At 68.9% G+C, this 22,097-nt stretch carries 18 protein-coding genes, 1 pseudogene and 1 other annotated feature; of the genes and pseudogenes, 8 read left to right on the top strand and 11 right to left on the bottom strand.

All coding sequences use genetic code 11. The features are described from left to right. The first annotated feature begins 223 nt into the window (after positions 1-223). From H5395_RS13875 to H5395_RS13865, 3 genes and pseudogenes are all read left to right on the top strand, one after another. Positions 224-862 (top strand): recombinase family protein, encoded by a 639-nt coding sequence (locus H5395_RS13875; protein WP_182793170.1) that lies wholly within the window; start codon positions 224-226, stop codon positions 860-862. Further along, positions 852-1,378: pseudogene (locus H5395_RS13870) on the top strand (transposase). The gene H5395_RS13875 and the pseudogene H5395_RS13870 overlap by 11 nt, the downstream one beginning before the upstream one ends. 383 nt (positions 1,379-1,761) lie before the next feature. Beyond that, positions 1,762-2,598, top strand: coding sequence for a universal stress protein (locus H5395_RS13865; protein ID WP_182793169.1), 837 nt, complete (start codon positions 1,762-1,764; stop codon positions 2,596-2,598). 100 nt (positions 2,599-2,698) lie between these two features. Here H5395_RS13865 and H5395_RS13860 read toward each other — a convergent pair whose 3' ends face one another. From H5395_RS13860 to H5395_RS13845, 4 genes are all read right to left on the bottom strand, one after another. Then, positions 2,699-3,625, bottom strand: coding sequence for a glycosyltransferase family 2 protein (locus H5395_RS13860; protein ID WP_255440676.1), 927 nt, complete (start codon positions 3,623-3,625; stop codon positions 2,699-2,701). Between the two features lie 38 nt (positions 3,626-3,663). Continuing rightward, positions 3,664-5,151 (bottom strand): lipopolysaccharide biosynthesis protein, encoded by a 1,488-nt coding sequence (locus H5395_RS13855; RefSeq protein ID WP_182793167.1) that lies wholly within the window; start codon positions 5,149-5,151, stop codon positions 3,664-3,666. A gap of 231 nt (positions 5,152-5,382) precedes the next feature. Then, positions 5,383-6,429 (bottom strand): phosphoribosyltransferase family protein, encoded by a 1,047-nt coding sequence (locus H5395_RS13850; RefSeq protein WP_182793166.1) that lies wholly within the window; start codon positions 6,427-6,429, stop codon positions 5,383-5,385. Positions 6,430-6,675: 246 nt separating this feature from the next. Then, entirely contained in the window at positions 6,676-6,858 is a 183-nt protein-coding gene (locus tag H5395_RS13845; RefSeq protein ID WP_182793165.1) for a hypothetical protein, read from the bottom strand. Between the two features lie 242 nt (positions 6,859-7,100). Here H5395_RS13845 and H5395_RS13840 point away from each other — a divergent pair, with 242 nt between their 5' ends. Further along, positions 7,101-8,948 carry a nucleoside hydrolase-like domain-containing protein gene (locus tag H5395_RS13840; protein ID WP_182793164.1) on the top strand — a complete coding sequence of 616 codons (1,848 nt, stop codon included), beginning with the start codon at positions 7,101-7,103 and terminating at the stop codon, positions 8,946-8,948. Between the two features lie 380 nt (positions 8,949-9,328). Here the strand turns inward: H5395_RS13840 and rfbC are convergent, their stop codons facing one another. The 6 genes from rfbC to H5395_RS13810 form a co-directional block, all read right to left on the bottom strand. Continuing rightward, positions 9,329-9,877, bottom strand: a complete 549-nt coding sequence (gene rfbC, locus H5395_RS13835) for a dTDP-4-dehydrorhamnose 3,5-epimerase (protein WP_182793163.1) — start codon at positions 9,875-9,877, stop codon at positions 9,329-9,331. 10 nt (positions 9,878-9,887) lie between these two features. Then, on the bottom strand, positions 9,888-11,225 hold the full coding sequence (locus tag H5395_RS13830; protein WP_182793162.1) for an NAD(P)H-dependent oxidoreductase: 1,338 nt from the start codon (positions 11,223-11,225) through the stop codon (positions 9,888-9,890). Between the two features lie 4 nt (positions 11,226-11,229). Further along, positions 11,230-12,003, bottom strand: a complete 774-nt coding sequence (gene rfbF, locus H5395_RS13825; protein WP_182793161.1) for a glucose-1-phosphate cytidylyltransferase — start codon at positions 12,001-12,003, stop codon at positions 11,230-11,232. Then, the gene (locus H5395_RS13820; protein WP_220495047.1) at positions 12,000-13,070 is read right to left on the bottom strand and encodes an NAD(P)-dependent oxidoreductase; all 1,071 of its coding nucleotides are present in this window, start codon (positions 13,068-13,070) and stop codon (positions 12,000-12,002) included. The genes rfbF and H5395_RS13820 overlap by 4 nt, the downstream gene beginning before the upstream one ends. Before the next feature lie 57 nt (positions 13,071-13,127). Continuing rightward, positions 13,128-14,096: a glycosyltransferase family 2 protein gene (locus tag H5395_RS13815; RefSeq protein ID WP_182793160.1), complete on the bottom strand. Its 969-nt coding sequence runs from the start codon at positions 14,094-14,096 to the stop codon at positions 13,128-13,130. A gap of 178 nt (positions 14,097-14,274) precedes the next feature. Continuing rightward, a complete protein-coding gene (locus H5395_RS13810; RefSeq protein ID WP_182793159.1) occupies positions 14,275-15,450 on the bottom strand; it encodes an acyltransferase in 1,176 nt (391 codons plus the stop codon). A gap of 117 nt (positions 15,451-15,567) precedes the next feature. After that, positions 15,568-15,623, bottom strand: a sequence feature (sul1 is cis-regulatory element that is thought to sense ions involved in sulfur or methionine metabolism; They are found in Alphaproteobacteria). A gap of 455 nt (positions 15,624-16,078) precedes the next feature. Here H5395_RS13810 and H5395_RS13805 point away from each other — a divergent pair. From H5395_RS13805 to H5395_RS13795, 3 genes are all read left to right on the top strand, one after another. Further along, positions 16,079-17,059 carry a glycosyltransferase family 2 protein gene (locus tag H5395_RS13805; protein ID WP_182793158.1) on the top strand — a complete coding sequence of 327 codons (981 nt, stop codon included), beginning with the start codon at positions 16,079-16,081 and terminating at the stop codon, positions 17,057-17,059. A gap of 455 nt (positions 17,060-17,514) precedes the next feature. Further along, positions 17,515-18,543 (top strand): replication initiator protein A, encoded by a 1,029-nt coding sequence (locus tag H5395_RS13800; RefSeq protein WP_234450994.1) that lies wholly within the window; start codon positions 17,515-17,517, stop codon positions 18,541-18,543. A gap of 137 nt (positions 18,544-18,680) precedes the next feature. Then, entirely contained in the window at positions 18,681-19,817 is a 1,137-nt protein-coding gene (locus tag H5395_RS13795) for a nucleotidyltransferase family protein (protein WP_182793156.1), read from the top strand. On the opposite strand, the gene H5395_RS13790 is transcribed toward H5395_RS13795, so the two are convergent. Continuing rightward, positions 19,806-20,939, bottom strand: a complete 1,134-nt coding sequence (locus H5395_RS13790) for a glycosyltransferase family 2 protein (protein ID WP_182793155.1) — start codon at positions 20,937-20,939, stop codon at positions 19,806-19,808. The genes H5395_RS13795 and H5395_RS13790 overlap by 12 nt on opposite strands. Positions 20,940-21,068: 129 nt before the next feature. Between H5395_RS13790 and H5395_RS13785 the strand changes: the two genes are divergently transcribed. Next, on the top strand, positions 21,069-21,866 hold the full coding sequence (locus H5395_RS13785) for a family 16 glycosylhydrolase (RefSeq protein WP_182793154.1): 798 nt from the start codon (positions 21,069-21,071) through the stop codon (positions 21,864-21,866). Positions 21,867-22,097: the final 231 nt, after the last annotated feature.

Genomic DNA, 22,097 nt, shown 5'->3' with positions numbered 1-22,097 from the left:
TTTCGGACGCCAATGTGCGTGGGTCTGAACTCAAATCGTACAGGCTGGCTTTTTAATGGCCTCCTATGGGTATGCCCGTACTGTCTCCTGGGCACTGTTGCAAAGACTGGCTGTCCGGAACCGAAGGGTTGTGGACAGGTTCTGCAGGCACGTCCGTAATCTAGCCTGACCTTCTTCCGGGCGGGGGCAACGATCCGTACTCCCTTTATGGACGGAGCCGCCCATGTCGCGCACCTTCGCCTATGTCCGTGTGTCCACGGCGGGCCAAACGGCCGAGAACCAGATCCTCGAGATCGCGGCGGCGGGCTTTGCCGTCGAGCCGCAGCGGGTGGTCAGCGAGACGGTGTCGGGCTCGGAGGCGATCGCGCGACGTGCCGGCTTCTCCCGCCTCCTCGACCGCATGGAGCGTGGCGACGTGCTGGTGGTCACGCGGCTTGACCGGATGGGGCGTGACGCGATGGACGTCAGCGCCACGGTGGCGCGGCTCGCCGGCATGGGCGTGCGGGTGCACTGTCTGGCCTTGGGCGGGGTCGTTCTGACCAGCTCGGCCGGCCGCATGACGATGGGGGTGATCAACGCGGTCGCGCAGTTCGAACGCGATCTCCTTGTCGAGCGCACCCAGTCGGGGCTCGCCCGGGCGCGGGCGCAGGGCAAGAGGCTGGGTCGGCCGCACGCGCTTGATCCAACGGCACGCGCAGCCGTTCTGGAGGGGCTTGCACGGGGCGAGAGCTTGTCTTCACTGGCCCGCCGGCACGGGACCAGCTGCCAGACGGTGATGCGCCTGCGCGACGCCGTGCAGGGCAAGGTCGGGGACGCGCGATGCACGGAGGTGGCAACCAGGGAGAACAGTGATGCCGGGTGACTTAAAATGGTGCAATTTCCGCGGCAAGATCATCCTCTGGGCGGTACGCTGGTACTGCCGCTGCGGGATCAGTTGACGCGAACTGGAGGAGATGATGGCCGAGCGCGGCGTCACGGTCGATCACGCGACGATCTACCGCCGGGTGCAGGCCTAGGCCCCTGAGATCGAGCGCCGTCTGCGCTGGAACTGGAAGCGGCCCGGTCTGCGGCGGTCGTGGAAGGTGAACGAGACCTGCGTGAAGGCGAAGGGTCGCATCTCTACCGCGCCGTCACCGACGCCGGGCGGACCATCGACTTCTACCTTTCGCAGACGCGCGACGCGAAGACCGCCAATGCCATCCTCAAAGGCTTCGAGGTGATGCGGGCCCTCAAGAAGGGTCAGGCGGCTCTATGGCAGTATCAGGACGGGGTCAGGGGCGAAGTCCGCCTCGTTGAGCGCGCCTTCGGCATCGGACCATCAGGGATCAGCAAGGCCATGCGGAAGTCCGAGGCGCAACTCACCAAGGCCGCTGCCTGAACCCGGCGATCAGGCTTCCGCTACCTCTTCCCAATCTTTGCAACAGTGTCCGCTTCAGCGCACCGTCGGCGTGAAGGCCCCTCGGCCATCGTCCGGCGGCTGAACATCGCCCGCTCATCGGTCTACAGGTTCCTGCCCGGGGCCGGACAGGAAGGGGAAAGATGATGCGGCAATCTGGCCATGGACAGCAGAGGGGTTTTCCCGCTCCATGGAACCGCGCCAAGGCCGCATGGTCCGGGCCCGCTGCGGCCATCCGGGGCAGCGGGTGCCCTTGGGTTGCCATGGTCCGCAGGCAGCCGGACAGTTGCACGGGGCCGGCGACCGGGGGCTGCGAGGTCCGGCGCGCGCCCCGAAAAGGACGAAACCGAGAAGGGAGATACTCGATGAACCGTGTCCGCACCGCCTACATGCCGCTCAACAGCTATCCCGAGGGGGCCTCGGCCGAGGCCGTGCAGGCCGCCGCCGGGCTGGCCGCGCCGCTGGGGGCGGGGCTGCATGTCACGACCTTCCCGGTGAAGATCCCGCCGCTGAACTCGCCCTTGGGCAGCCTGATGCTGAACGTCCCCGAGATGGCCCGCACCGCCGAGGAACGGAGCCGCGCCGAATGCCAGCGCCTTGCCGGCGTCGTCCAGCAGATCGCCGCGTCGGGCGGCGCCGAGGTGAAGGAACGCCCCGCCGCGCCCGGCGAGGTCCTTGACGCCGCCGCCGACGAGGCGCGCTATTTCGACCTGTCCCTGCTGCCCTGGTCGGGCGAAAGCATGGCGCTGCAGGACCTGGCGCAGGCCGTCATCTTCGGGTCCGGCCGCCCCGCGGTCGTCGTGCCGCCGGCGGCCCGGGTGGAAAGGGTCGATCACATCGCGGTCGCCTGGGACGGCAGCCGGGCGGCCGCCCGCGCCCTGGGGGACGCGCTGGCGCTGACCCCGCAGGGCTGCCGCATCACGGTCCTGACGGTCGAGGGCGAGAAGAAGCTTGAACGCCAGGGCCTGGCCGCGGCGCTGGCCTCCTCGCTGGAACGGCGCGGCTTTGCGGCGCAGGCGCGCGAGGTCACGCTGGGCAGAAAGGCGATCGGCGGGGCGCTGCAGGACGAGGCCCTGCAGGCGGGGGCATCGCTGCTGGTGATGGGCGGCTTCGGCCATTCCCGCCTGCGTGACTTCATCCTGGGCGGCGCCACGCAGGGCATCTTCGTCGACCTTCGGGTTCCAGTGCTGATGTCCCACTGAGGGGGACGACGCAGGGGCTCGCCCGCAAGTCGCAGGCAGGAGCAGAACCCATGGAGATGCATGGCGTGCCGGTTTGCCGGCTCGTCCCGATGGGGCGTGGTCAAAGCTGTGCCCGCGTCTTGGCATCGGTATAGCCGCAGCACCAATGATACTGCCATAGCCTTTCATTGTATTTCAGATCGGTCGGATGAAGGGGATTGCGGGCCGCATAGAAGAAGGCCTGCCTGAGCTTGCCCTTGGCGAGACTTGCCAAGCGCTTGCCAAGAGGGCGGGACAACTGCCCGGCTGCCATCCGTTCCTGCAGTCCGACGCCTAATCCGTGCCGATATGCGCGAGAGGTCCAGAAATCCTTCTCAACCTGATGGGGCCGGACGATGTGGCGCACCCGCGGCTCTGGCGCGAAGAAGGCCTTGTGACCAAGGCCTTCCACCCGGGTACAGAACTCCGTCTCGCTGCCCATCGGATAGTTCCTGTTGCTTCCGTTCGGGCCGATGTCCTCGTTGAAGCGGATTCCGCTTTCAAATAGCGCCGAGCGGACTGCCATGTTCGGGCCAAAGATCTCTCTTGCGGCCAAGGGACCCTTCGCGTGCCTGCAGACGGCGTATATTTCTTCGAAGTGAAATTGGCTTTCCAGCATCCAGGCAGGCGGGTCCTTCTGGAAGAAAGGATCTATGGCGCCGCCGAAAAGGTCATAGGATGGATTTTCGACTAATGCCCTGAACCATTCATCAAGGAAGTTTGCTTCGGGAATCGCATCGTCATCCGTCACGATGACGAACGATCCCCTTGCTTTCGGCAGGGCGGCGTTCAGGGCCTTGTTCTTCCCCGGCTCCGGATGATCAAGCACGACAAGGGGCAACTTTCCCTTGAAGCTCTCCAGACAAGCCGAGGTAGAATCGATGCTCGCGTTGTTCACGACAATCATTTCCCATGTGCAGCCGGGCTTCTGCATCGCATAGGCATTCAGGACGGTGGGCAATACGCCCGCTCCGTTATGTGTCGAGAACAGGACAGTCACATCAGGCATCATAAAGAAACTTTCTGCGCATGAGTTGCCACGCAGCCTCAAATGACTGCGGCCTGCCTGCGGCGCAGCAGTTGCAGGCATTCCCGCAGCGTGGCACGGCCCGGTGCGAACAGCGCCGCGAAGGCAATGACCATCAGGTAGGACAGCACGGTCCCCAAGGCGAGGGCGGGCAGGGGGTCCTGCGGCAGATGCGGGCGCAGCGCCCAGAGGACGCCCACCGCCAGATGCGCGCCGACCACGAAGGGAAAGGCGACCCGCGTCACGTCCCCGGCCCGGACAGGCCCGCGCTTTCCGATGTAGAACCACAGAAAGGGCGTGCGCACATATTCGCTGACCGCATAGGCCAGCGCCACGCCGAAGGCGCCGTAGGGCAGGCCGATCACAAAGGCCACGATCGAGGTCAGGGCCACAAAGACGCCCCAGCGCATGAACTCGGTCGAGCGGCCCTGGCTGATGAACAGCCAGCCCGAGGGATTGTTGAGCGGCTGCAGCAGCCCCGCAAAGCCAAGCGCCTGAAAGATGACGGCGCTGCCGATCCATTGCTGGCCCAGGGCAAAGGGCACCAGGATGTCGGCCAGGGCGACGGCCAGCGCGACGCCCGGCAGTGTCACCAGCAGAAGGATGGGGATGACCCGCAGGAAGGCGTTGCGGTAGCGGTCGGGCTGGTCCGTCATCCGCGACAGCGCCGGCACCATGACCCTGGACAGCGGGTTGGTGACCTGCTGCAGCGGGAACAGCAGCAGCCTGTAGGCGCGGTCGTAAAGCCCCAGCTCCTCGTTTCCGCGGTAGCGGCCGATCAGGATGTTGTCGAGGTTGCGGGAAAAGAAGTTGGCGAAGTTGAAGCCGGTGATTCCGGCGCCGAAATGGACAAGGCGGCCCGCCCCCGGCGTCCAGCGCGGCAGGCCCGGCCGCCAGCGCGACAGCATCCACCCCCCCGCAAGGCCCGCCAGCGCCGTGGCCGTGCCGCCGGCGTAAAGCGCCCAGAAGGTCGGATCGACCAGCGCCCAGATCACGGACACCGCCAGCCCCAGAACCGCGCTCAGGCCGTCGAGGATCGCGATGCGGCCGAATTCCATCCTGCGGTTGAGAAGGGCAAGATGCTGCCCGGTGCCGCCGACAAGGACAAGCTGCAGGCTCATCGCCGCGACCAGCACGCCGGCCCGCGGGTCGCCGTAGAACCGCGTGACAAGCGGCCATGCCAGCACCATCAGAGCCGCCAGAAGCATGCTGATGGCCAGGTTCAGCCAGAAAAGCGTGTTCACCTCGCCATGGGTGATGTTCTTCTTCTGGACCGTCGCCTGGGTCAGCCCAAGGTCCTGGAACAGCCCGATGAACGCCATGACGGGCGCGGCCATGGCGACGATGCCGAAATGCTCGGGCGTGAGCAGGCGCGACAGGACGATGACCGAGGCGAACTGGCAGGCGAGCCGGACGGCCTGCGAGCCGCCGGTCACCAGCGCCCCCCGTCCGACCGACCGGCCGAGCGATCCCGAGGGCGGATCAAAGACTGTGCTGTCGGCTGCCACGCGCCACCTTTCCGAAACGGTGCCCGCGTGCCCCGGCGTTTCCTGAACCGGGCGCGGGCCGATCACCTGACCGCGATGGCGGCCTTATCGCAAACGCGCGGGACAGGCGAGGGCGAAGGGTCGGGGCTTTCCCCGACCGCCCCCGGAAAGGTCGTCAACTCCTGCGGATGTGAACGGGGGCAGGGGCAGGAACACCCCTCGCGCCTGCATGATACGGAAAGCGGGCCGGGCTCAGCTTCTGGTCTGGCTCTTGGGCTGGGGGCGGACCAGGTTCTTCAGGGCAAGATAGGCCGCGTCCCCCATGAGGCCGCGGGCCACGCCCTTGAGCCGGCGGCCGGTCCCGTGCGCCCGCTGCTTCAGCCGGGTCGGCATGTTGCGCATCTGCTGGCGCATGGCGACCGGCGACAGGCTGTCGGGCATGCAGATCTGGTGGGTTTCGACACACAGGACCGGCTTTCCCGACAGCCGGGCGATGGTCCGGGCCTGCCGGTGCTCACTTTCGATGAACAGGGTCGCGTTCGAGTTCCGGTAGAACTCGGCCTTGAAGGTGCCATGCGCACCCAGACGCTGCCGCTCGGCCTTGGAGGGCAGGTCCAGCATGACGAGCTGCCCGTATTCGATCCCCTGGGCCTTCAGCCAGGCCTCGGTCTCGGGGCGGTATTTCTCAAGCCGGCTGGTAACCAGCCAGCCCAGCCGGCGCGAGGTCGCGTGCAGGGGCAGCGCCTCGGTCAGGAAGCGGCGATAGGCCTCGCCGTCGTCGTTCTGATCCTCGGTCGGGTCAAGGCACAGCACCCCGTCGATATCGACGCAGCTTTCCTCCAGCACGACATGGTGCATGAAGTTCCACTGGAAGATGCGGGGGCTTTTCACCCGCTCGAAGATGAAATCGGCCTCGGGGTAGCTTGCGTCGCTGCCGTAGACGGCGGCGAAGATGATCTCGGCCCCGGTCTTTTCCGCAATGCCCGCCGCCTCGACCCGCAGGCGCGCATCGCGCATTGCGTTGCCGCTGAAGATGCTGTCGTCGAGGATCAGGATGCGGCGCATGTCGGCAAGGCCGCGGTCCAGCCCCTTGTGGCGCTTGGTGGTGCCGGAGGTGTGAAGCCGTCCGTCGAGAAAGCTGTCGAGGTCGGCCAGCGGGATGTTCGTCACCAGGCTGAACAGGTTGGCGGCCAGAAGGCCACTGCGGGGGATGCCGACAACAAGGTCGATGTCCCGCGGCAACCCGTGCAGGTTGCGCAGGATCGCATCGTTCAGATCCGCCAGAGAGCGATAGTTCATGCCTTTTACCCGATCCTTCAGGTCAGCGCCGGGCCGTGGCGCGACCATGATGCCGACGATTTGCTTGCGGGATGTAAATGGCGGCAGACAGGTTGGCCACCAGCCCGTCCCGGGAAGAACTGTCTTTTCAAGTCATAAAGTCTTGATCTGTGGACGCTGCGTGTCACGGACCCCTGCCTGCGGTCAACTCCTGACCCGGCGTCCGGGTCCGGGCGCCCTTCCCGCTCGGCGATATGCCGCCCATCCTCATCCGCAGCTTGTCCGGGATTCCGCCGATCTTTGCAAGTCCATGATAAAAATAAACATTTGTGAAGTGAACTCGTGGGAACAGCCGCGTAGACCGGGCTTGCCAATGATGAAAGCCACAATGCGCCCGATGCCTGACCTTTCCGCCGAACCCTTCGGCACCGCGCTGCCCGCCAGGGTCATGCGTGGCGCCTGCAGGCCGCGGCTTCCCGGTCCGGCGAAGGGCACGGCCCGCATCCTGGCGCATCCCGCTTTGTTCAGCAGACGGGAATCGCCTTAAGGTTGTATTAACCCTGGTTTACTAAACCTCTTGTCGGCTGTGATCGACAGCGCGGCCGCCACGCCGGATCGCCGGACCGGGCGATGCCAAAGGCCGCGCGCCGTCTGCCGGCTTCGACAAGGGACAGCAAGGAGACAGATCGACCATGCCGCTGCCGAGAGTTTTCATTTCCACTGACCTCAGGCTTTCGTCCGAGGAAAAGGACGATGCCCAGTCGCTCATCCATGCCCTGCTCTACCAGGACAAGATGGACATCGTCGGCATCGCCGGGACCGCCTCCATCCACGGCCACCAGGACGGCCTGGTGCAGGACATCGACCGGATCATCGACGTCTATGGCCGCGACCATGCCAAGCTGGAAGCGCGCAGTTCCGCCTTCAAAACCGCCGACGAACTCAAGGCCGTAAGCTGGCAGGGCGCGACGAGCATCACCGGCGACAGGGGCCATTCCTCGCCCACAGATTCCTCGCGCGCGATCATCGCCGAGGCGAAGAAAGCCGCCGGTGCCGGCGAGAAGCTGAACGTCCTGACCTGGGGCGGCGAGACCGATCTGGCCCAGGCGCTGCATGACGATCCCTCGATCGCAAAGCATGTCCGGTTCTTCAACATCAACGCGCAGGACCCGAACGCCTACAACTACATCAAGAACAACTTCCGCGGCGAGCTGGACATGTGGGTGGACAACCTGACGTCCTTCCGGGGCATGTACCAGACCCCGTCCAGCTCAAGCATCATCAAGGGCTGGCATGACGAGAACGCCAAAGGCCACGGCGCCCTGGGCGATTTCTTCGCCGAGCTGTCGGGGGACATCTTCAACCAGGCCGGCGTCAAGATGGGCGACAGCCCCACCGTGCTGCGCTTTCTCAGCGGCGACCAGAACGATCCCACGAAGGAAAGCTGGGGCGGCGAGTTCATCAAGGTGTCGGACCGCTACTACACCGACAACCCCCACCCGGATCTCGACCTCGGCCGGCCCAACACGAACGGCGCCATGACGATCTACGAGGATCGCGAGGCCTGGCTGGGCGACTTCGCCCGGCGCCTCGACTGGCTCAAGGACGATGCCCCGGGGCGCGAGCCGGAACGGCCCACGGAACCGGCACGGCCGGCTGAACCGGAACCGCCGCAGCCCGCGCCGGCGCCTTCCGCCCCTTCCGGCAGCAACCTTCTTGTGAACGGCTCGTTCGAGACGGCCGAGGTGGGGTCGGACCAGTATGGCGCGTTCCAGTCGCTGCAGGGCTGGACGGCGCTGTCGGGCGGCCGCATCGAGGTCTGGAACAACCACAACGGCGTCCGGGCCACGGAGGGGACGGATTTCGTCGAGCTTGACTTCGAGGGCGCGCGCGACGGCTTCTTCCAGGATGTCGAGGCCGCTGCGGGCCAGTCCCACAGCCTCAGCTTCGACCTGCAGGCGCGGCCCGGGAAAGCCGCCTCGACCCAGGATGTCGAGGTGGTCTGGAACGACAAGGTTGTGGCGGTCGCCAAGCCGGGAACCGACTGGGGCAGCTTCACCGCCACCGTCACCGGCCAGTCGGGGACCGACCGGCTGACCATCCGCGAGGTTGCCTCGCAGGCTGGCGATGGCCATGGCGCGCTTCTGGACAACTTCCGGCTGGTCGCCAACGGCGCGGCGAACCGCCCGCCCCAGGAACAGGACAACCAGCGGGGCGAAGACAGCGTCACGGTCAAGGTCAACGGCGACGCCTTCAAGGGCGATCCGGCCTTCGCGCTCAGCGTGAACGGCAAGGCGGTTTCCGCCTCGACGGTGGTCACGGCCGACCGGGCGGCGGGCGAATGGGACAGCTTCGTCTTCCGCGGCGACTTCGGCCTCGACGGCTCGGACCGGGTGGCGATCACCTTCCTCAACGACCATTACGAAGGCTCGGCCGCGCGCGACCGCAACCTTTACGTCGACGAGGTGGTGCTGAACGGCGAGTCGAACGGCAGGGACCACAATTTCTACTGGAACGACACCGCCCACTGGGACTTCTGACAAAGGCCCGGCCCGTCCGCCTGCCGGGCGGGCCGGGGATGCCCGCGCAGCTTTCCCGTGGCGGCCGCCATCCCGGCCCTGAAAGGGGCGGGGCGCCTCATGCCCGCAGCAGGGCAACCCGGACCAGACCAGCCGCCGTCCCCGCAGGGGGCTGGCGGCCGGTTCGATTCAGGCGTGGTTCAGGACAGCCGGCAAACGGGGACAGGCCACAGGAAGCGAAGGGCATCGAGCGGCACCCCCGTCCGCGTTCTGGCTGGAAAGCGGTCGGGCGCCCTGCGGTGCCCTGCAAGCTTCCGCAGGGTGCCCGACCGCGCCGCCGAGCCCTGCGCCGCGCCTCGGCGGGCAGGCAAGCGGGCGGCCCTGCCGGGGCGCCTTGCGGCTTAGATCGACAGCGGCGCGGCGGGGTCCAGAAGCGGCCAGGCGGCGTCCTTGGGCGAGATCACCGTGGCGGCCATGGGCCAGGCGATCCCCAGCAGGGGGTCGTCATGGCGCAGGCCACCCTCGGCCGCCGGGGCATAGGCAGCGGAAACGAGGTAGGACACCTCGACGTCATCCGTCAGCGTCTGGAAGCCATGGGCGAAGCCGGGCGGCACGTAAAGCTGGTGGCGGTTTTCGGCGGAAAGCTCGAAGCCCTGGTGGCGCAGGTAGCTGGGCGAATCCGCCCGCAGGTCCACGATCACGTCGAGGATCGCGCCGCGCAGGCAGCGGATCAGCTTGGCCTCGGTATGGGGGGCGCGCTGGAAATGCATCCCCCGGACCGTGCCCTTGCGGGCGGAGGCCGACATGTTCTGCTGGACATAGACCGAGGCCATGCCGGCCTCGGCGAATTCATCCTGCGAGAAGGTGCGGGCAAAGGCGCCGCGGTCGTCGCCCAGAAGCCGCAGCTCGATCAGGCGGGCGTCCTTCAGTTCGGTGTCGTGGAAGATCATGGGGAAACCCTCAGGCGGCGGAAGACAGGCCGGCAAAGCGCTGGCGCTGCTCGGCGTAAAGGCGGTCGACGAGCCGCCCCGGCGGCAGGGTCACGTCGTCGAAGGTCAGCGCCCGGTCCTTCGAGACGGGCCGCCGCAGCGTGGCGCCCAAGGCAAGGCCGAGGGGCAGCAGGTTCTCGCGGTCGATGACCTCCTGGCTCTCGGCCACGCCGTAAGCCTCGAAGCCGCCGAACTCGGCGATGCGGGCGCCGGGGGCAAGGTCGGTCTTGGCAACCGCGATCACGCCCACCACCGGCCCGGCCTGCGGCGCCAGCACCGCGTCCCCGAAGAGCGCGGCCCGGGCGACCGAGTTCGGCACCTCGAAATGGCACAGGTGATAGGGGGTCGAGAAGCAGTAGTAAGGCCCGGTCCCGAGCTTGTAGAGGTTCAGGAAATGCCGCTGGCGCGGATCATCATGGGTGCCCAGCACGAAGACGCCCGGCCCCGGCCGCGCGCCCACGACGTAATCGACAAGGCCCGCCGTGCCGCTGCCCGCAAGCCCGTCCAGCGTTTCGGCAAAGGCCGACACCGTGTCCTCCAGCGGCACCAGCGGCGCGGTCGGATCGCCGCCCGAGAAGTCGGGACCCAGCATCCCGCGCCGCGCCACCCGGAAGCCGGTGCCGTTGGCGACCACCGCCTGCTCATAGGAAATCTTGGTGCCATCGGCGAAGGAGGCCACCATGGCGGGCTTCTGGCCCCATTTCTCGGCGAAGCCCCGCTGCGTCTCGGGGTTGCGGTAAGGGTCGTGCAGCCCCTTGATGTTGCCGCACAGCACCGGGGTCACGCCGAGGCCCTTCACGAAGCGGTAAAGGTTCATCTGCACGCCCGGCTGGTCGCCGTCCGAGAAGCTGTAGATCAGCCCCGCGGCCTCGGCCCGCGCCTTGAGGATCGGGCCGATGGTGCCGTCAAGCTCGGCATTCATCTGGACGACGTGCTTGCCCGCCTCGATGGCGGCCAGCACCACGCCCGCGGCATAGTCGACCGAGCCGGTGACCTCGACCACCACGTCGACGCCGTCCGACTGGACCAGCGAGATCGCGTCCTCGGTGGCGACCGGCCGCCCGGCGGCAATGGCGGCCCCGATGGCGGCCGGGCCGTCGCAGATGGCGGGCTCGACCCCGAGATCCTCAAGCGCGCGGCGGGCGGGGTCCAGATGGCGGTTGGCGACGCCCGCCACCCGCATCCCCGGCACGGCGGTCACGATCTGGCGGACGATGGCCGCGCCCTGGAAGCCCGCGCCCACCACGGCCACGCGGATCGGTCTGCCCTCGGCTTCCCGGCGGGCCAGCGCGCTGTCGACAAGGATCATGCTTTCAGCTCCAGACCTTCCAGGGCGCGCCGCGGCGCCACTGTTCTTCCAGGATGTGGCGGTCGCGCAAGGAATCCATGCTCTGCCAGTAGCCCTCGTGGACGAAGCTCGCGAGCTTGCCGCGCTCGATCAGCCGATGCATCGGCTCTTCCTCCAGCACGGTGGCGTCGTCGTCGATCAGGTCCAGCATCTCGGGCTCGCAGACAAAGAAGCCGCCGTTGATCAGCCCGCCGTCATGCTTGCCCTTTTCGCGGAAGCCCTCGACCTGGGTGTTGTCCTCGCTCAGCCGCAGGGCGCCGTAGCGGCCCGGCTGGACCACCGCCGTCATCGTGCACCAGGCGCCCGAGGCGCGATGCGCGGCGATCAGCTCGGGCAGGTCCACGTTGCTGAGACCGTCGCCATAGGTCAGGCAGAAGGTGCCATCGCCCAGCAGGTGCCGCGCCCGGCGCACCCGCCCGCCAGTCATGGACTCTCCGCCGGTGTCCAGCACGGTCACCCGCCAGTCCTCGGCCACCTCGCGCGCCCATTCGATGCTCCCGGTCCGAAGGTCGATGGTGAAATCGCATTCATTGGCACGGTAATTCAGGAAATAGTCGCGGATGAACTCGACCTTGTAGCCGCCCAGCACCACGAAGTCGCGCAACCCGTAATGGGCGTAGAACTTCATGATGTGCCACATGATCGGGCGGCCGCCGATCTCGACCATGGGCTTAGGCCGGACCGAGGTTTCCTCGCTGAGACGGGTGCCGAAGCCGCCGGCGAGCAGGGCGACCTTCATGCCGCGGCCCTCCGCAGCCCGTCGGTCCAGACCAGCCGGTCGGTCAGCCGCCCCGCCGCCATGTGGTCCTGCAGCACCCGCAGCCGGATCATGGGCGAGTTGCGGAAGTCGGGATCGGCAAAGCCCATGCCGCGCAGCCCCTCGACCAGACCGGCGATCGACTGGTCCAGCGTGACCTGCGGCTGGTGGCGGGGGGCGAGCGAAGCGTAAAGGCCGAAGTCCACCTGATAGGACCGGCTGTCGGCCGGAGCCTCGGTGTTGATCGAGACCTGCGTGCCGGGCAGGGAGCGGGCCACGGCCTGCGCCAGATCGCGGACCTGGTAGTTGGCGGAGTCAGTCCCCGCGTTGACCACCAGATGCGGGCCGCCCGCATCCTCGGGGCGCTGCGCGGCCCAGGCGATGGCACGGGCCATGTCGGCGGTGTCGATCAAGGGCCGCCAGGGCGAGCCGTCGCTGAGGACCGTGATGACGCCGGTGGACAGCGCGCAGGCCACGAAGTCGTTCAGCACAAGGTCCAGCCGCAGCCGCGGGGACATCCCGCAGGCGGTGGCAAACCGCAGGCAGGTCGTGACCATGGGGCCGTCGAGGGCCGCCAAGGCCTCCTCGGTCCCGACCTTCGAGCGGGCATAGGCGGTGACCGGGTTCAGCGCGTCCTGCTCGCGCCGGGGGCGGGCGTCGGCCACGCCGTAGACGCTGCAGCTTGAGGCAAAGACGAAATGGCCGACCCCGGCCGCGGCCGCGGCACGCGCCAGGGCCACCGAGGCCTCCTGGTTGATGTCGCGGGTCACGGCGGCGAAGCGGTCGCCCATGGGGTCGTTCGAGACGGCGGCAAGGTGGATCACCACGTCGATGCCCTGCAGCAGGGCCGGGTCGAGGCTGCGCACGTCGCCGAAGCTCTGCCGGTCGATCCGCCATTCGGGCAGGATTTCGGCGCCGGTCAGGCAATGCGCGAAAAAGGCGCTGTCATAGCCATGGATCCAGGCGTCGGGGTATTCCTCCCGAAGCTGGCGCAGGACGGCCGGGCCGACATAGCCCAGGTTGCCCGTCACGAGTATCCGCAAGCCCATTCCATCTCCTTGGCTGCTTGTCATCTCCGGCGGAAGGCTCGGGGGCCGGACCCCCCGTCAGGCCCCGTGCGGCGGGGCCGCCGCCGGTTCCGCCAGAACCCGCGTGTCCGGCGCTTCGGCGCGCGGCAGCGGCTGGACATCCGGGTTGAAGGTGAAGCCCCTGACGATGCCCTCGGCTACCATCAGCGCCTTGCGGGGCTCGCCCCGCAGCAGCAGGCCCAGGGCAAGCCGGCACTTGAGGCGGGCATAGTTGAGCGCCTTCCTGCGCCCCGCATAGCGGCGTTCCACATAGATCGAGTTGCGGACATGGAAGCGGTGCCAGCCGATCCGGGTGGCGTTCTGTTCGGTGCGGATGTCGGGCGTGCCGGGCACCGCGCGGACATGCTCGACCCGGCTGCGGCTGACCAGATAGCCGGGGGTGTCGCGGGTGACGCGGCGGGTGTATTCGGTGTCCTCGCCCCAGATGAACATGGCCGCGATCGGCAGGCCGTGGCGTTCCAGCGTTTCGCGCCGGAACAGGGCCGATACGAAGGTCGACCGGGTCACCGGCATCAGCCCGTGCTCCAGCAGGTGCGGCCAGTTCTCGTAGGCCAGCGCATTCGTCCGCCGGTCCACCTCGGGGACATTGGTCAGGACCCCGTTCGGGTCATGGGCACAGGAGACCACGAAGGGCGCGGCGATGCCCTGCCCGTCCAGCAGGTCCAAGGCGCGCAGCAGCTCGGACAGAGCGTCGGGCGCGGGGATCACGTCGTCGTCCATGACCCAGACGAAATCCGCCCCCGAGACATGGCCGAGCCGCATGGCCTCGTGAAAGCCGCCGGCCGCGCCGACATTCTCGGGCAGCCTGCGGACCGCCAGCCTGTCGGAGGCGAAGCCCCCCAGAACCTCGGCGGTGTCGTCGGTGCTGGCATTGTCGACCACGATGATCCGGTCGACCGGCCGGGACTGCGCCAGAAGCGCCTGGAGGCACTGCTGCACGAGGTCGCGCCGATTGTAGGTCAGAACCACCGCCGTCACGCTCAGCATGCCAAATCCCGCAAACATCCGGCCACAACATCCAGCCTGAACGGCCGCCGCCGGCACCATGCCACCGGGGAGAAAGCCGCTCAAGCCCATCTTTGTTGTCCGTTCACCGTCCGGGCCTTCGCGTCAAGCCCTTCGCGGGAAATTCCGCCGCCTGTGCGCCTTGCAGCACCCGGTTCGCTCAGGAGGTCCGGCGGAGCGCCGCGCCTTGCCTGCGCCCGACGATCCAGCGCCGGATGGCGGCATCGACCGGGGCGGCCGCCCAGGCGATGGCGATGATGGCCCCCAGATAGACCACGGCGCCGGCGCGTTCCCCGAAACCCGCCCGTTCCGCCAGGGCCAGCAGCCCCCCCCTCAGCGGCTCGTGCAGGACGTAAAGCGGGAACGAGATCGCCCCCAGGGTCAGGAAGAAGGGGCGCGCCGCCGGCGAGGGCGAGGCCCGGGTGCCGGCGGCCACCAGGAGGGGCGCGATCACGGCCACGAAGGCCAGGTCGTAAAGCCCGGTCCAGGGGGCGGGCACCGTGGGCAGGCACAGCGCGAACAGGATCGCCAAGAGCGGCCAGGGGCCCAAGGCCCCGAGGGCAGGAGGGATATGCGCCCGCCCCCGGCAGAGCAGCACCCCCAGCGGGAAGGAAAAGCACAGCCGCGCCAGGCCGGCATCAAGGCTGGTCCAGCGGACGCCGCCGTCGATGGTGCCGGCGGTCACCGCATTGAAGCACAGCACCGCCCCGGCACCGCCGACCATGGCGATCAGGACGCGCGTCGACAGCCAGCGGTGCGCCAGACCGAAGGCCAGGCTGGCCAGCACCTCCAGAAACAGCGACCAGGCCGGGGGGTTCAGCGGGAACAGGTGCGGCGGCTCCTGCATGGAGGGCCAGGGGATGAACAGGGCCCCCAGCACCAGCGCCAGAACCACCGCGTCGGGCGGCAGGCGGTAGTCGCCGGCCAGCGCCCCCGGCAGCACCAGCAGCGCCGCGATCCCCAGCCCGGCCCAGTGCAGCGGGGTCAGCCGGACCATCCTGAGCCAAAGGAACCGCCCCACGGGCAGGCCGTCCCTGAGCTTGCCGTCATACGCGTGGGCCACGACGAAGCCGCTGAGGACGAAGAAGAAATCCACCGCCAGATAGGCGCTGCGCGCCAGCCCCGGCCACAAAAGGAAACTGCTGGTGTGCAGCAGCAGCACGGCGAGCGCGGCCACCCCGCGCAGCGCGTCCAGCGTCTCGTAGTAGCGCGCGGCAGGGCGCGGGGGCGGGACATCGCGGGGCGGCTCCGGTGCCACAAGGCTGTGCGCCCCGGCCTTTGCGCCCTTGCTGTCGAAGTTGATCGTCATGTCGCCACCTTGAAGATCAAGGTTCACGCCGGGTCATGCTGCAGGCGCCGAGGCTTCCGGTTCCAGAGCCATCCAGTGAAATCACGGGAGGTCCGTCAGCCTGCTGACCGATTGTTCGAGCTTGCGGCGGAACTGATCGTTGCAAGTTGTCCGGCGGATCGGCGGCCGGAAGAGCCACCCGGAATTTCACCGGGTCCTGACGGATGAATCATGGTTAACGCGCACCCGGCCAGGTAGCAACCCCGGCACTCCGCCCCGGTCTGCCCGGCGCGGTCCCCTGTCCCACCCGAAGGCGGCATCGGCATCGGCCGCGGCGACAGTGCCGGGAAGACGCCGGGCGGGCGGTGAAACCGGTGGTTCGGCATGGGGTTGCGCGAATGGCGGCCGGTATGCGCAGCCCAGCCGGTCCGTCGGCAAACAAGGATCACACGGATGCCGCCGCGTTGCCCGCTTCCTTCCGTGGTAATCTTCCCGTGAACGGCAGGCTCAAGCCGGCTGCGGCGGTTCGGGCCGAGCTTCTGGGGGCAACCGGGGCGAGGGCAGCAGGCAGCGCCGTGGCCGGTGCCCCATCCGGCGCCGGGCACCGCCCCGGATCACCCGGACCCGGCCGCCGGCAGGCTGGACTTTCGTCCCGACGCTTGCCACGGAAAGACCCATGAGCGCCGACATCCCTGCCTCCGTTTCCGTTGTCATCACCGCCCGCGACGCCGCCGCGACCATCGCCGACGCGGTGCGCACGGCCCTGGACGAGCCGGAAACCGCCGAGGTGATCGTGGTCGACGACGCCTCGCGCGACGCCACAGCCGAGGTCGCCCGCGCGGCCGCCCAGGGGGACGGGCGGCTGCGGGTGATCCGCTGCGAGGTGAACATCGGCCCCGCCGCCGCCCGCAACCGGGCGCTGGCGGTGGCAACGGGCGAGTTCGTGGCGGTGCTGGACGCCGACGACTTCATCCTGCCCGGCCGCTTCGCCCGGCTGCTGGCGGTGCCGGGCTGGGACATGGTGGCCGACAACATCCTGTTCGTGGCCGAAAGCGCATCCCCCGCCGACCTGCCGCCGCTGCCCGCCATCGCGCCGGCGCTGATCGACATCGACCTTGCGGGCTTCGTGCGCGCCAACCGTTCGGGCCGCGGCGCGAACCGGCATGAATGGGGCTTCCTCAAGCCGATCATGCGACGCGATTTCCTCCAGGCGCAGGGGCTGCGCTACGACGAGACGCTGCGGCTCGGCGAGGACTACGACCTTTACGTGCGGATGCTTCAGAAGGGCGCACGCTTCCGCGTCAGCACCGAGACCGGCTATGCCGCCCGCTGGCGGGCACAGTCGCTGAGCTCGCGCCACCGCACGGCCGATCTGGCGGCCCTGCTGACGGCCGTCCGCGCGCATCTGGCGGCACCCGGCCTCGACAGGGCAGCGCGCGAGGCGCTGCGGGCGCACCTGGCCGAACAGCGCCGGCGGTTCCTGCTGCGCGACTTCCTCGACCGCCGCGCCAAGGCGGGCCGGGCAGGGGCGGTGCTGTCCGCCCTGCGCCGCCCCGCCACTCTGGTCCCGATCGCGCGCGGCATCCTCGCGGACAAGCTGGCGGCCCGGCGTCCCGCCACCCCGGCGCGGATCGGGCGGCTGCTGATCGAGGGCTGAACCTTCCTCCAGGCCGGAAGGCCATGGACAGGCGCTGCCGGAAGCCCCGCAGGGAACCGTGGCATGCCCCCCGATCAGGCTGCCCGTCGGCGAAGGGCGGGACCATGCAAGAGGCGCCTTCACGCATCTCCGCCAGCCCTGCTTCCCGTCCCGGCACCGCCGGCCCCACTTCCAATTCCCCAGCCATCTTCGTGCTTGACGCGACTTATCCACAGGGCCCCCTGTGTTAAATAGGTGTTAAATAGGTGTTAAGCGCAGACAAAAGGCTTTTTTTCTACTACTTATCAAAGCTTTGAAATGTCTGCGTCTGTGTGAAGTGTCGTTTCTTCATGTGTAAAGTGGTGATTCGTCATGTGTGAAGTGTCGTTTCTCCCCGCTTCATGGGTGAAGTGTCGTTAACCTTGATTCATGTGTGAAGTGTCGTTATGGGTGAAGTGTCGTTTCCCCGAGGCCATATGAACAGCCCGCTTCTTCCCGACCGTCATCCGCAACGTGATTTCTTCGTCTGCGACATCTTCAACGCCGCCCCCAAGGCCGATGTCGGGCCGATGGAGCATCCGATCTTCTCGCTCTCGACCAAGCCCGACCTGCGCCCCCGCCATTACGAGCACAACGGGCTGTCGGTCGAGATCAAGCCCTCCTCCGACGGCATGGCCACGGTCCACGACCGCGACATCCTGATCTTCTGCATCAGCCAGCTCATCCGGGCGCTGAACGACGGGCGCGAGGTCAGCCAGATCGTCCGCTTCCAGGCCGCGGACCTTCTGCGGGCGACCAACCGGATGACCACGGGGCGGGGCTACGACCTGCTGAAGGCGGCCATGGAGCGGCTGGCCGGCACCCGCATCTCGACCAACATCACCACCGGCGGCGAGGAAATCTTCGAAACCTTCGGCCTGATCGAAAGCGCCCGCATCGTGCGCCAGACCCGCGAGGGCCGGATGCAGGAGATCGAGATCAAGCTGTCGGACTGGGTCTTCAACGCCATCCGCGCGCAGGAGGTGCTGACCATCAGCCGCGACTATTTCCGGCTGCGCCGGCCGCTGGAACGGCGGCTTTACGAACTGGCGCGCAAGCATTGCGGCAACCAGAAGGAATGGATGGTCGGGCTGGACCTGCTGCAGAAGAAATGCGGCTCGTCCTCGTCCAGCTTCGAGTTCCGGCGGCTGGTGGCCAACGTGATCCGCGAGGACATCGCCCATTCGCACATGCCGGACTATTCGGTGCGCTTCTCGGACGACGGGGACAGGGTGGTCTTCCGCAACCGCGGCACCGCGCCCCTGGCCGAGGCCGAGATCTTCGAGGGCTTCCTGGACCCCGAGGCCTACGAGGAGGCCCGCGCCGCCGCCCCCGGCTGGGACGTGCGCCACCTGGAAGGGGAATGGCGCCGCTGGTGCGCGGCCGAGGAGATCGAGCCGAAGCACCCCGCCCGCCATTTCGTCCGCTTCTGCCAGTCCTGGCACGAGAAGCGCGGCAAGCCCTGAAGGGCGGCAAAACCCTCCCTGTGCGGGCGCCGACCCCGCTTGCCCCGGCCCGGACCTTCGGGTGAAATGCCGCGAAGGGCAGGGCCAAGGCCTTGCGGTGCCGCATCGGGCGGGCATCAGGCAGGCGGAAGGCGCGGATGGCATTCACCGAACAGTTGATCGCATCGGTCCGGGGCGACTCGGGGGCCGAGATCGCCGTGCTGACCGCTGCGGCGTGCCCGGCCAGCCCACAGGCCGCAGGTCCCGAACCGACGGGGCCGAGGCGCCCGCCCGATCCCGACCGGCTGTTCGACATCGCCCGGCTGAACAAGATGCTGGGCCAGTTGCCGGTCAGTCCCGCCGCGCTGCCCCCCGGCTGCGCCGCGCTGGCGCCCCGGCTTCTGCAGGCGCGGCTGCGGACCGCCGCCATGAACCGCGCGGCCATGGCGGTCACGGCCGAGGTTTCCCGGGCCTTCGCGGGCGCGGGGCTGCGCCATGCCGTGCTGAAGGGGCCGTTCCAGCAGATGGCCGTCCATGGCGATCCTTTCCGCCGCCCCTCGGGCGACATCGACCTGTTCGTGACCCCGCGCGACCGCAGGCGGGCGGCAGCGCTTCTACAAGGGCTGGACTTCGCCCCCATGGAGCAGGAGCAGGCGCTGTGGTGGGTCCCCTTCCTGGGCGAGCAGCATTTCCGCCGCGAACGTGACGGCGCGGTGGTCGACCTGCATCACCGGCTGCAGCAGGCGGGCCTGCCGGACTGGCGGGGCGCGGCGGGCGTCCTCGACCGCGCCGTGACGCAGGCCCATGGCGGGGACGCCATCCCGGTCCTGTCGCCCGCCGACGGCTGCCTGCTGATGGCGGTGACGCTGGCCAAGGCGCTGCTGGCGCGCGAGCCCTGCGGCTGGGCCGCGGCCGAGCTGGCGCACTGGCTGGCCCGGCTGGACCCGGCCGACCGGCGGATGCTGGACGGGATCGCCGCCGCAAGCGGGCAGGAGCGGACGCTGGCCCTGGGGATCACGCTGGCCCGCGCCTGCCACGACCATCCGGCGCTGGCAGGCGCGGGTGCGGCCCCGCTGCGCGGGCTGCCAGCCGGCCCCGCCCTGCTGCGCGACCTGGTGTTCCAGCCCTGGCAGCGCCGGGCCGAGGCGCCGCGCCGGCGGCAGATGCTGCGGATGCTGACCGAGGGCCGCCCCCATGTGCTGGCGGCCGAGGCAGCCCGCGCCGCCCTGTCCCTGCGCGTGCAGGCGGCGCTGGCGCGGCGAGAGCAGCGGGGCGCGCGGACCTCAGCCCGCTGACCCCCCGGCCGTCGCGCCTGCCAGCCAGAGCGCCCAGCCGGGCGCGCCGGGCGGGGGCGTGCCGCCAGCCGCGATCCGCGCCGCAGCGGGGGCAGGGGGGCTGTCCCAAGGCTGGCCGGGCAGCGGCAGGGCGGCAACGGGATCAGGGGAAACGGCGCCCTCTGCGTGGTCCTGCGCCTGCAGGGCGGCCTTGCGGCGGCGGCGATCGCGCAGGCTTCCGGCCAGCCGGGCGACCGTCGCCGGATCGGCCAGCCGGGGCAGGGCGCGGCTCCAGCGCCTTGCCTTGATCTCCGCGACCAGCCGTTCATAGCGCAGCGACCGGCGAAGCTGGCGGTCCACCGCCGCCGCGGCCGCCCGCGCCTCGGGGTCGGAAAGCGGCGGCAGGGCGCGGTGGGCCTGCAGCATCGCCGCGACCGTCCCGACCGACAGCCGGTGCGAGATGGAACCGGGATGCCGGCGATAGGCGTAAAGCGGGTCGGGCAGCAGCAGGAAGCGGGCGCCGTCGATCAGCAGCCGCAGCACCAGATCATAATCCTCGCCGATCCTGAGCCGCGGGTCGTAGCGGCGGCCCCCCAACACCGCACGCCGGATCACCGGCTTGAGATAGCCGAAGGAGGGCAGGGCCGGATCGCCCCCATTGGCGCGCAGGTAAGCCGGCGCCGCGAGCCACATCGGCGCGGCCAGCGCAAGCGGCTGCAGCAGGGTGCGGCCCTGCTCGGCCGGGGCGCCGAAATGCACGAGGTCATCGGCCACCAGATCCGCCCCCGCGGCTTCCGCCGCCGCGATCAGGCGCGAAAGCCGTTCCGGGTGGATCAGGTCGTCGCTGTCCACCACGGCGATCCAGTCGCCCCGCGCCGCGTCCAGCGCCCCGTTGCGGGTGGCGGCGGGGCCCTGGTTGCGGGGACTCGCGATCACCCGCACCCGGTCGTCGGTTCCGGCGATCCCGCGCGCGATCGCCACGCTGTCGTCGTCCGAGGCGTCGTCGGCGAGGATCAGCTCCAGCCGCTGCTCGGACTGTGCCAGGACCGCGCGCATGGCGGCCGCCAGATGCGGGGCGCCGCGGAAATTGGCCATGACCACCGAGACCACGGGCCGCGTGGCGGAAGCAGGGGCAGGGGTCACGGCTGCGTTCCCGCCGGATTGCACGACATGTGAACGCCTTTCCGTTGACCGACCCGCGCCGGGCTTCCATAAGCCGCGGGAGTCAAGGCGGCAACCGCCCGCCATCCCCCGCGGCCGAGAAGGTTCGAGATGCGCCATTCCCTTGCCCTGATCGCCCTGCTGACCGCCGCAGGCCAGCCGGTCCTGGCGCAGTCCTCCGATCAGCCGACCGACAAGGCCCATCCCGAGACCGCCGGCTTCCGCGAGGATTTCACCGGCGCGCTGGACCGCGACCGCTGGTATGTCTCGGACGGCTGGACCAACGGCGACTGGCAGGACTGCCACTGGTCTGAAAAGGCCGTGACGGTGCAGGACGGGATGCTGGTGCTGTCCCACATCCCCGCCTCCGGGGACGGCGGCCCGCCCCTCTGCGGCGAGGTCCAGACAAAGGCCAGGTTCCACTACGGCACGGTCGAGGCGCGCATCCGCACCCCCCGGCAGTCGGGCATGAACGCCTCGGTCTTCACCTATGCCGGCCCGGTCCACGACAGCCCGCACAGCGAGATCGACATCGAGATCCTGACCCGCGAGCCGGGCGAGATGACGGTGAACACCTATGTCGAGGGCGAGCCGGTGAACGGCGCGACCGTGCCCACCGCGCCCCCCTTCGACCAGGAGTTCCACAATGTCGCCTTTCGCTGGGAAGCGGACGGCATCACCTGGTATCTGGACGGGCAGGAGGTCCACCGCACCGAACCCGGCAGCCCGCTGCCCGACCACCCCCAGAAGATCTACATGTCCTTCTGGAGCACGACCGTGCTGACCGAATGGATGGGCGAGCAGACCCCCCGCGACGAACCGCTCGGCTACGAGATCGACTGGGTGGCCTATACGCCGCTGGAGGCCGCCTGCCTGTTCGAGGGATCGATCACATGCGCCCGCCCGTGACCGCCGCGGGTCGCGCGCATCTTCCGGTCGCGGCCATTGCGGCACGGATGGCAGGTTGATCGCCATGGGAACCGGCGCGGCACGGCGGCATGGGCACGGACACAGGCGGGCGACGCCCGCCGGGCCGGGGCTGACCATCAGCTATTCGCCCTTGGCGCTGGCGGGGTTCCTGGCGCTTTTCGGCCTTTGCTTCATCGTGCCGCTGGGGTCCAAGGGGGCGCTGCTGTTCCT

Origin of the sequence: Paracoccus sp. MC1854 (assembly GCF_014164635.1) — a bacterium.
In the GTDB taxonomy this organism is placed as follows: Bacteria; Pseudomonadota; Alphaproteobacteria; order Rhodobacterales; family Rhodobacteraceae; genus Paracoccus.
The sequence above is the reverse complement of the archived record's forward strand: the minus strand, read 5'-3'. Positions and strand labels throughout refer to the sequence as shown.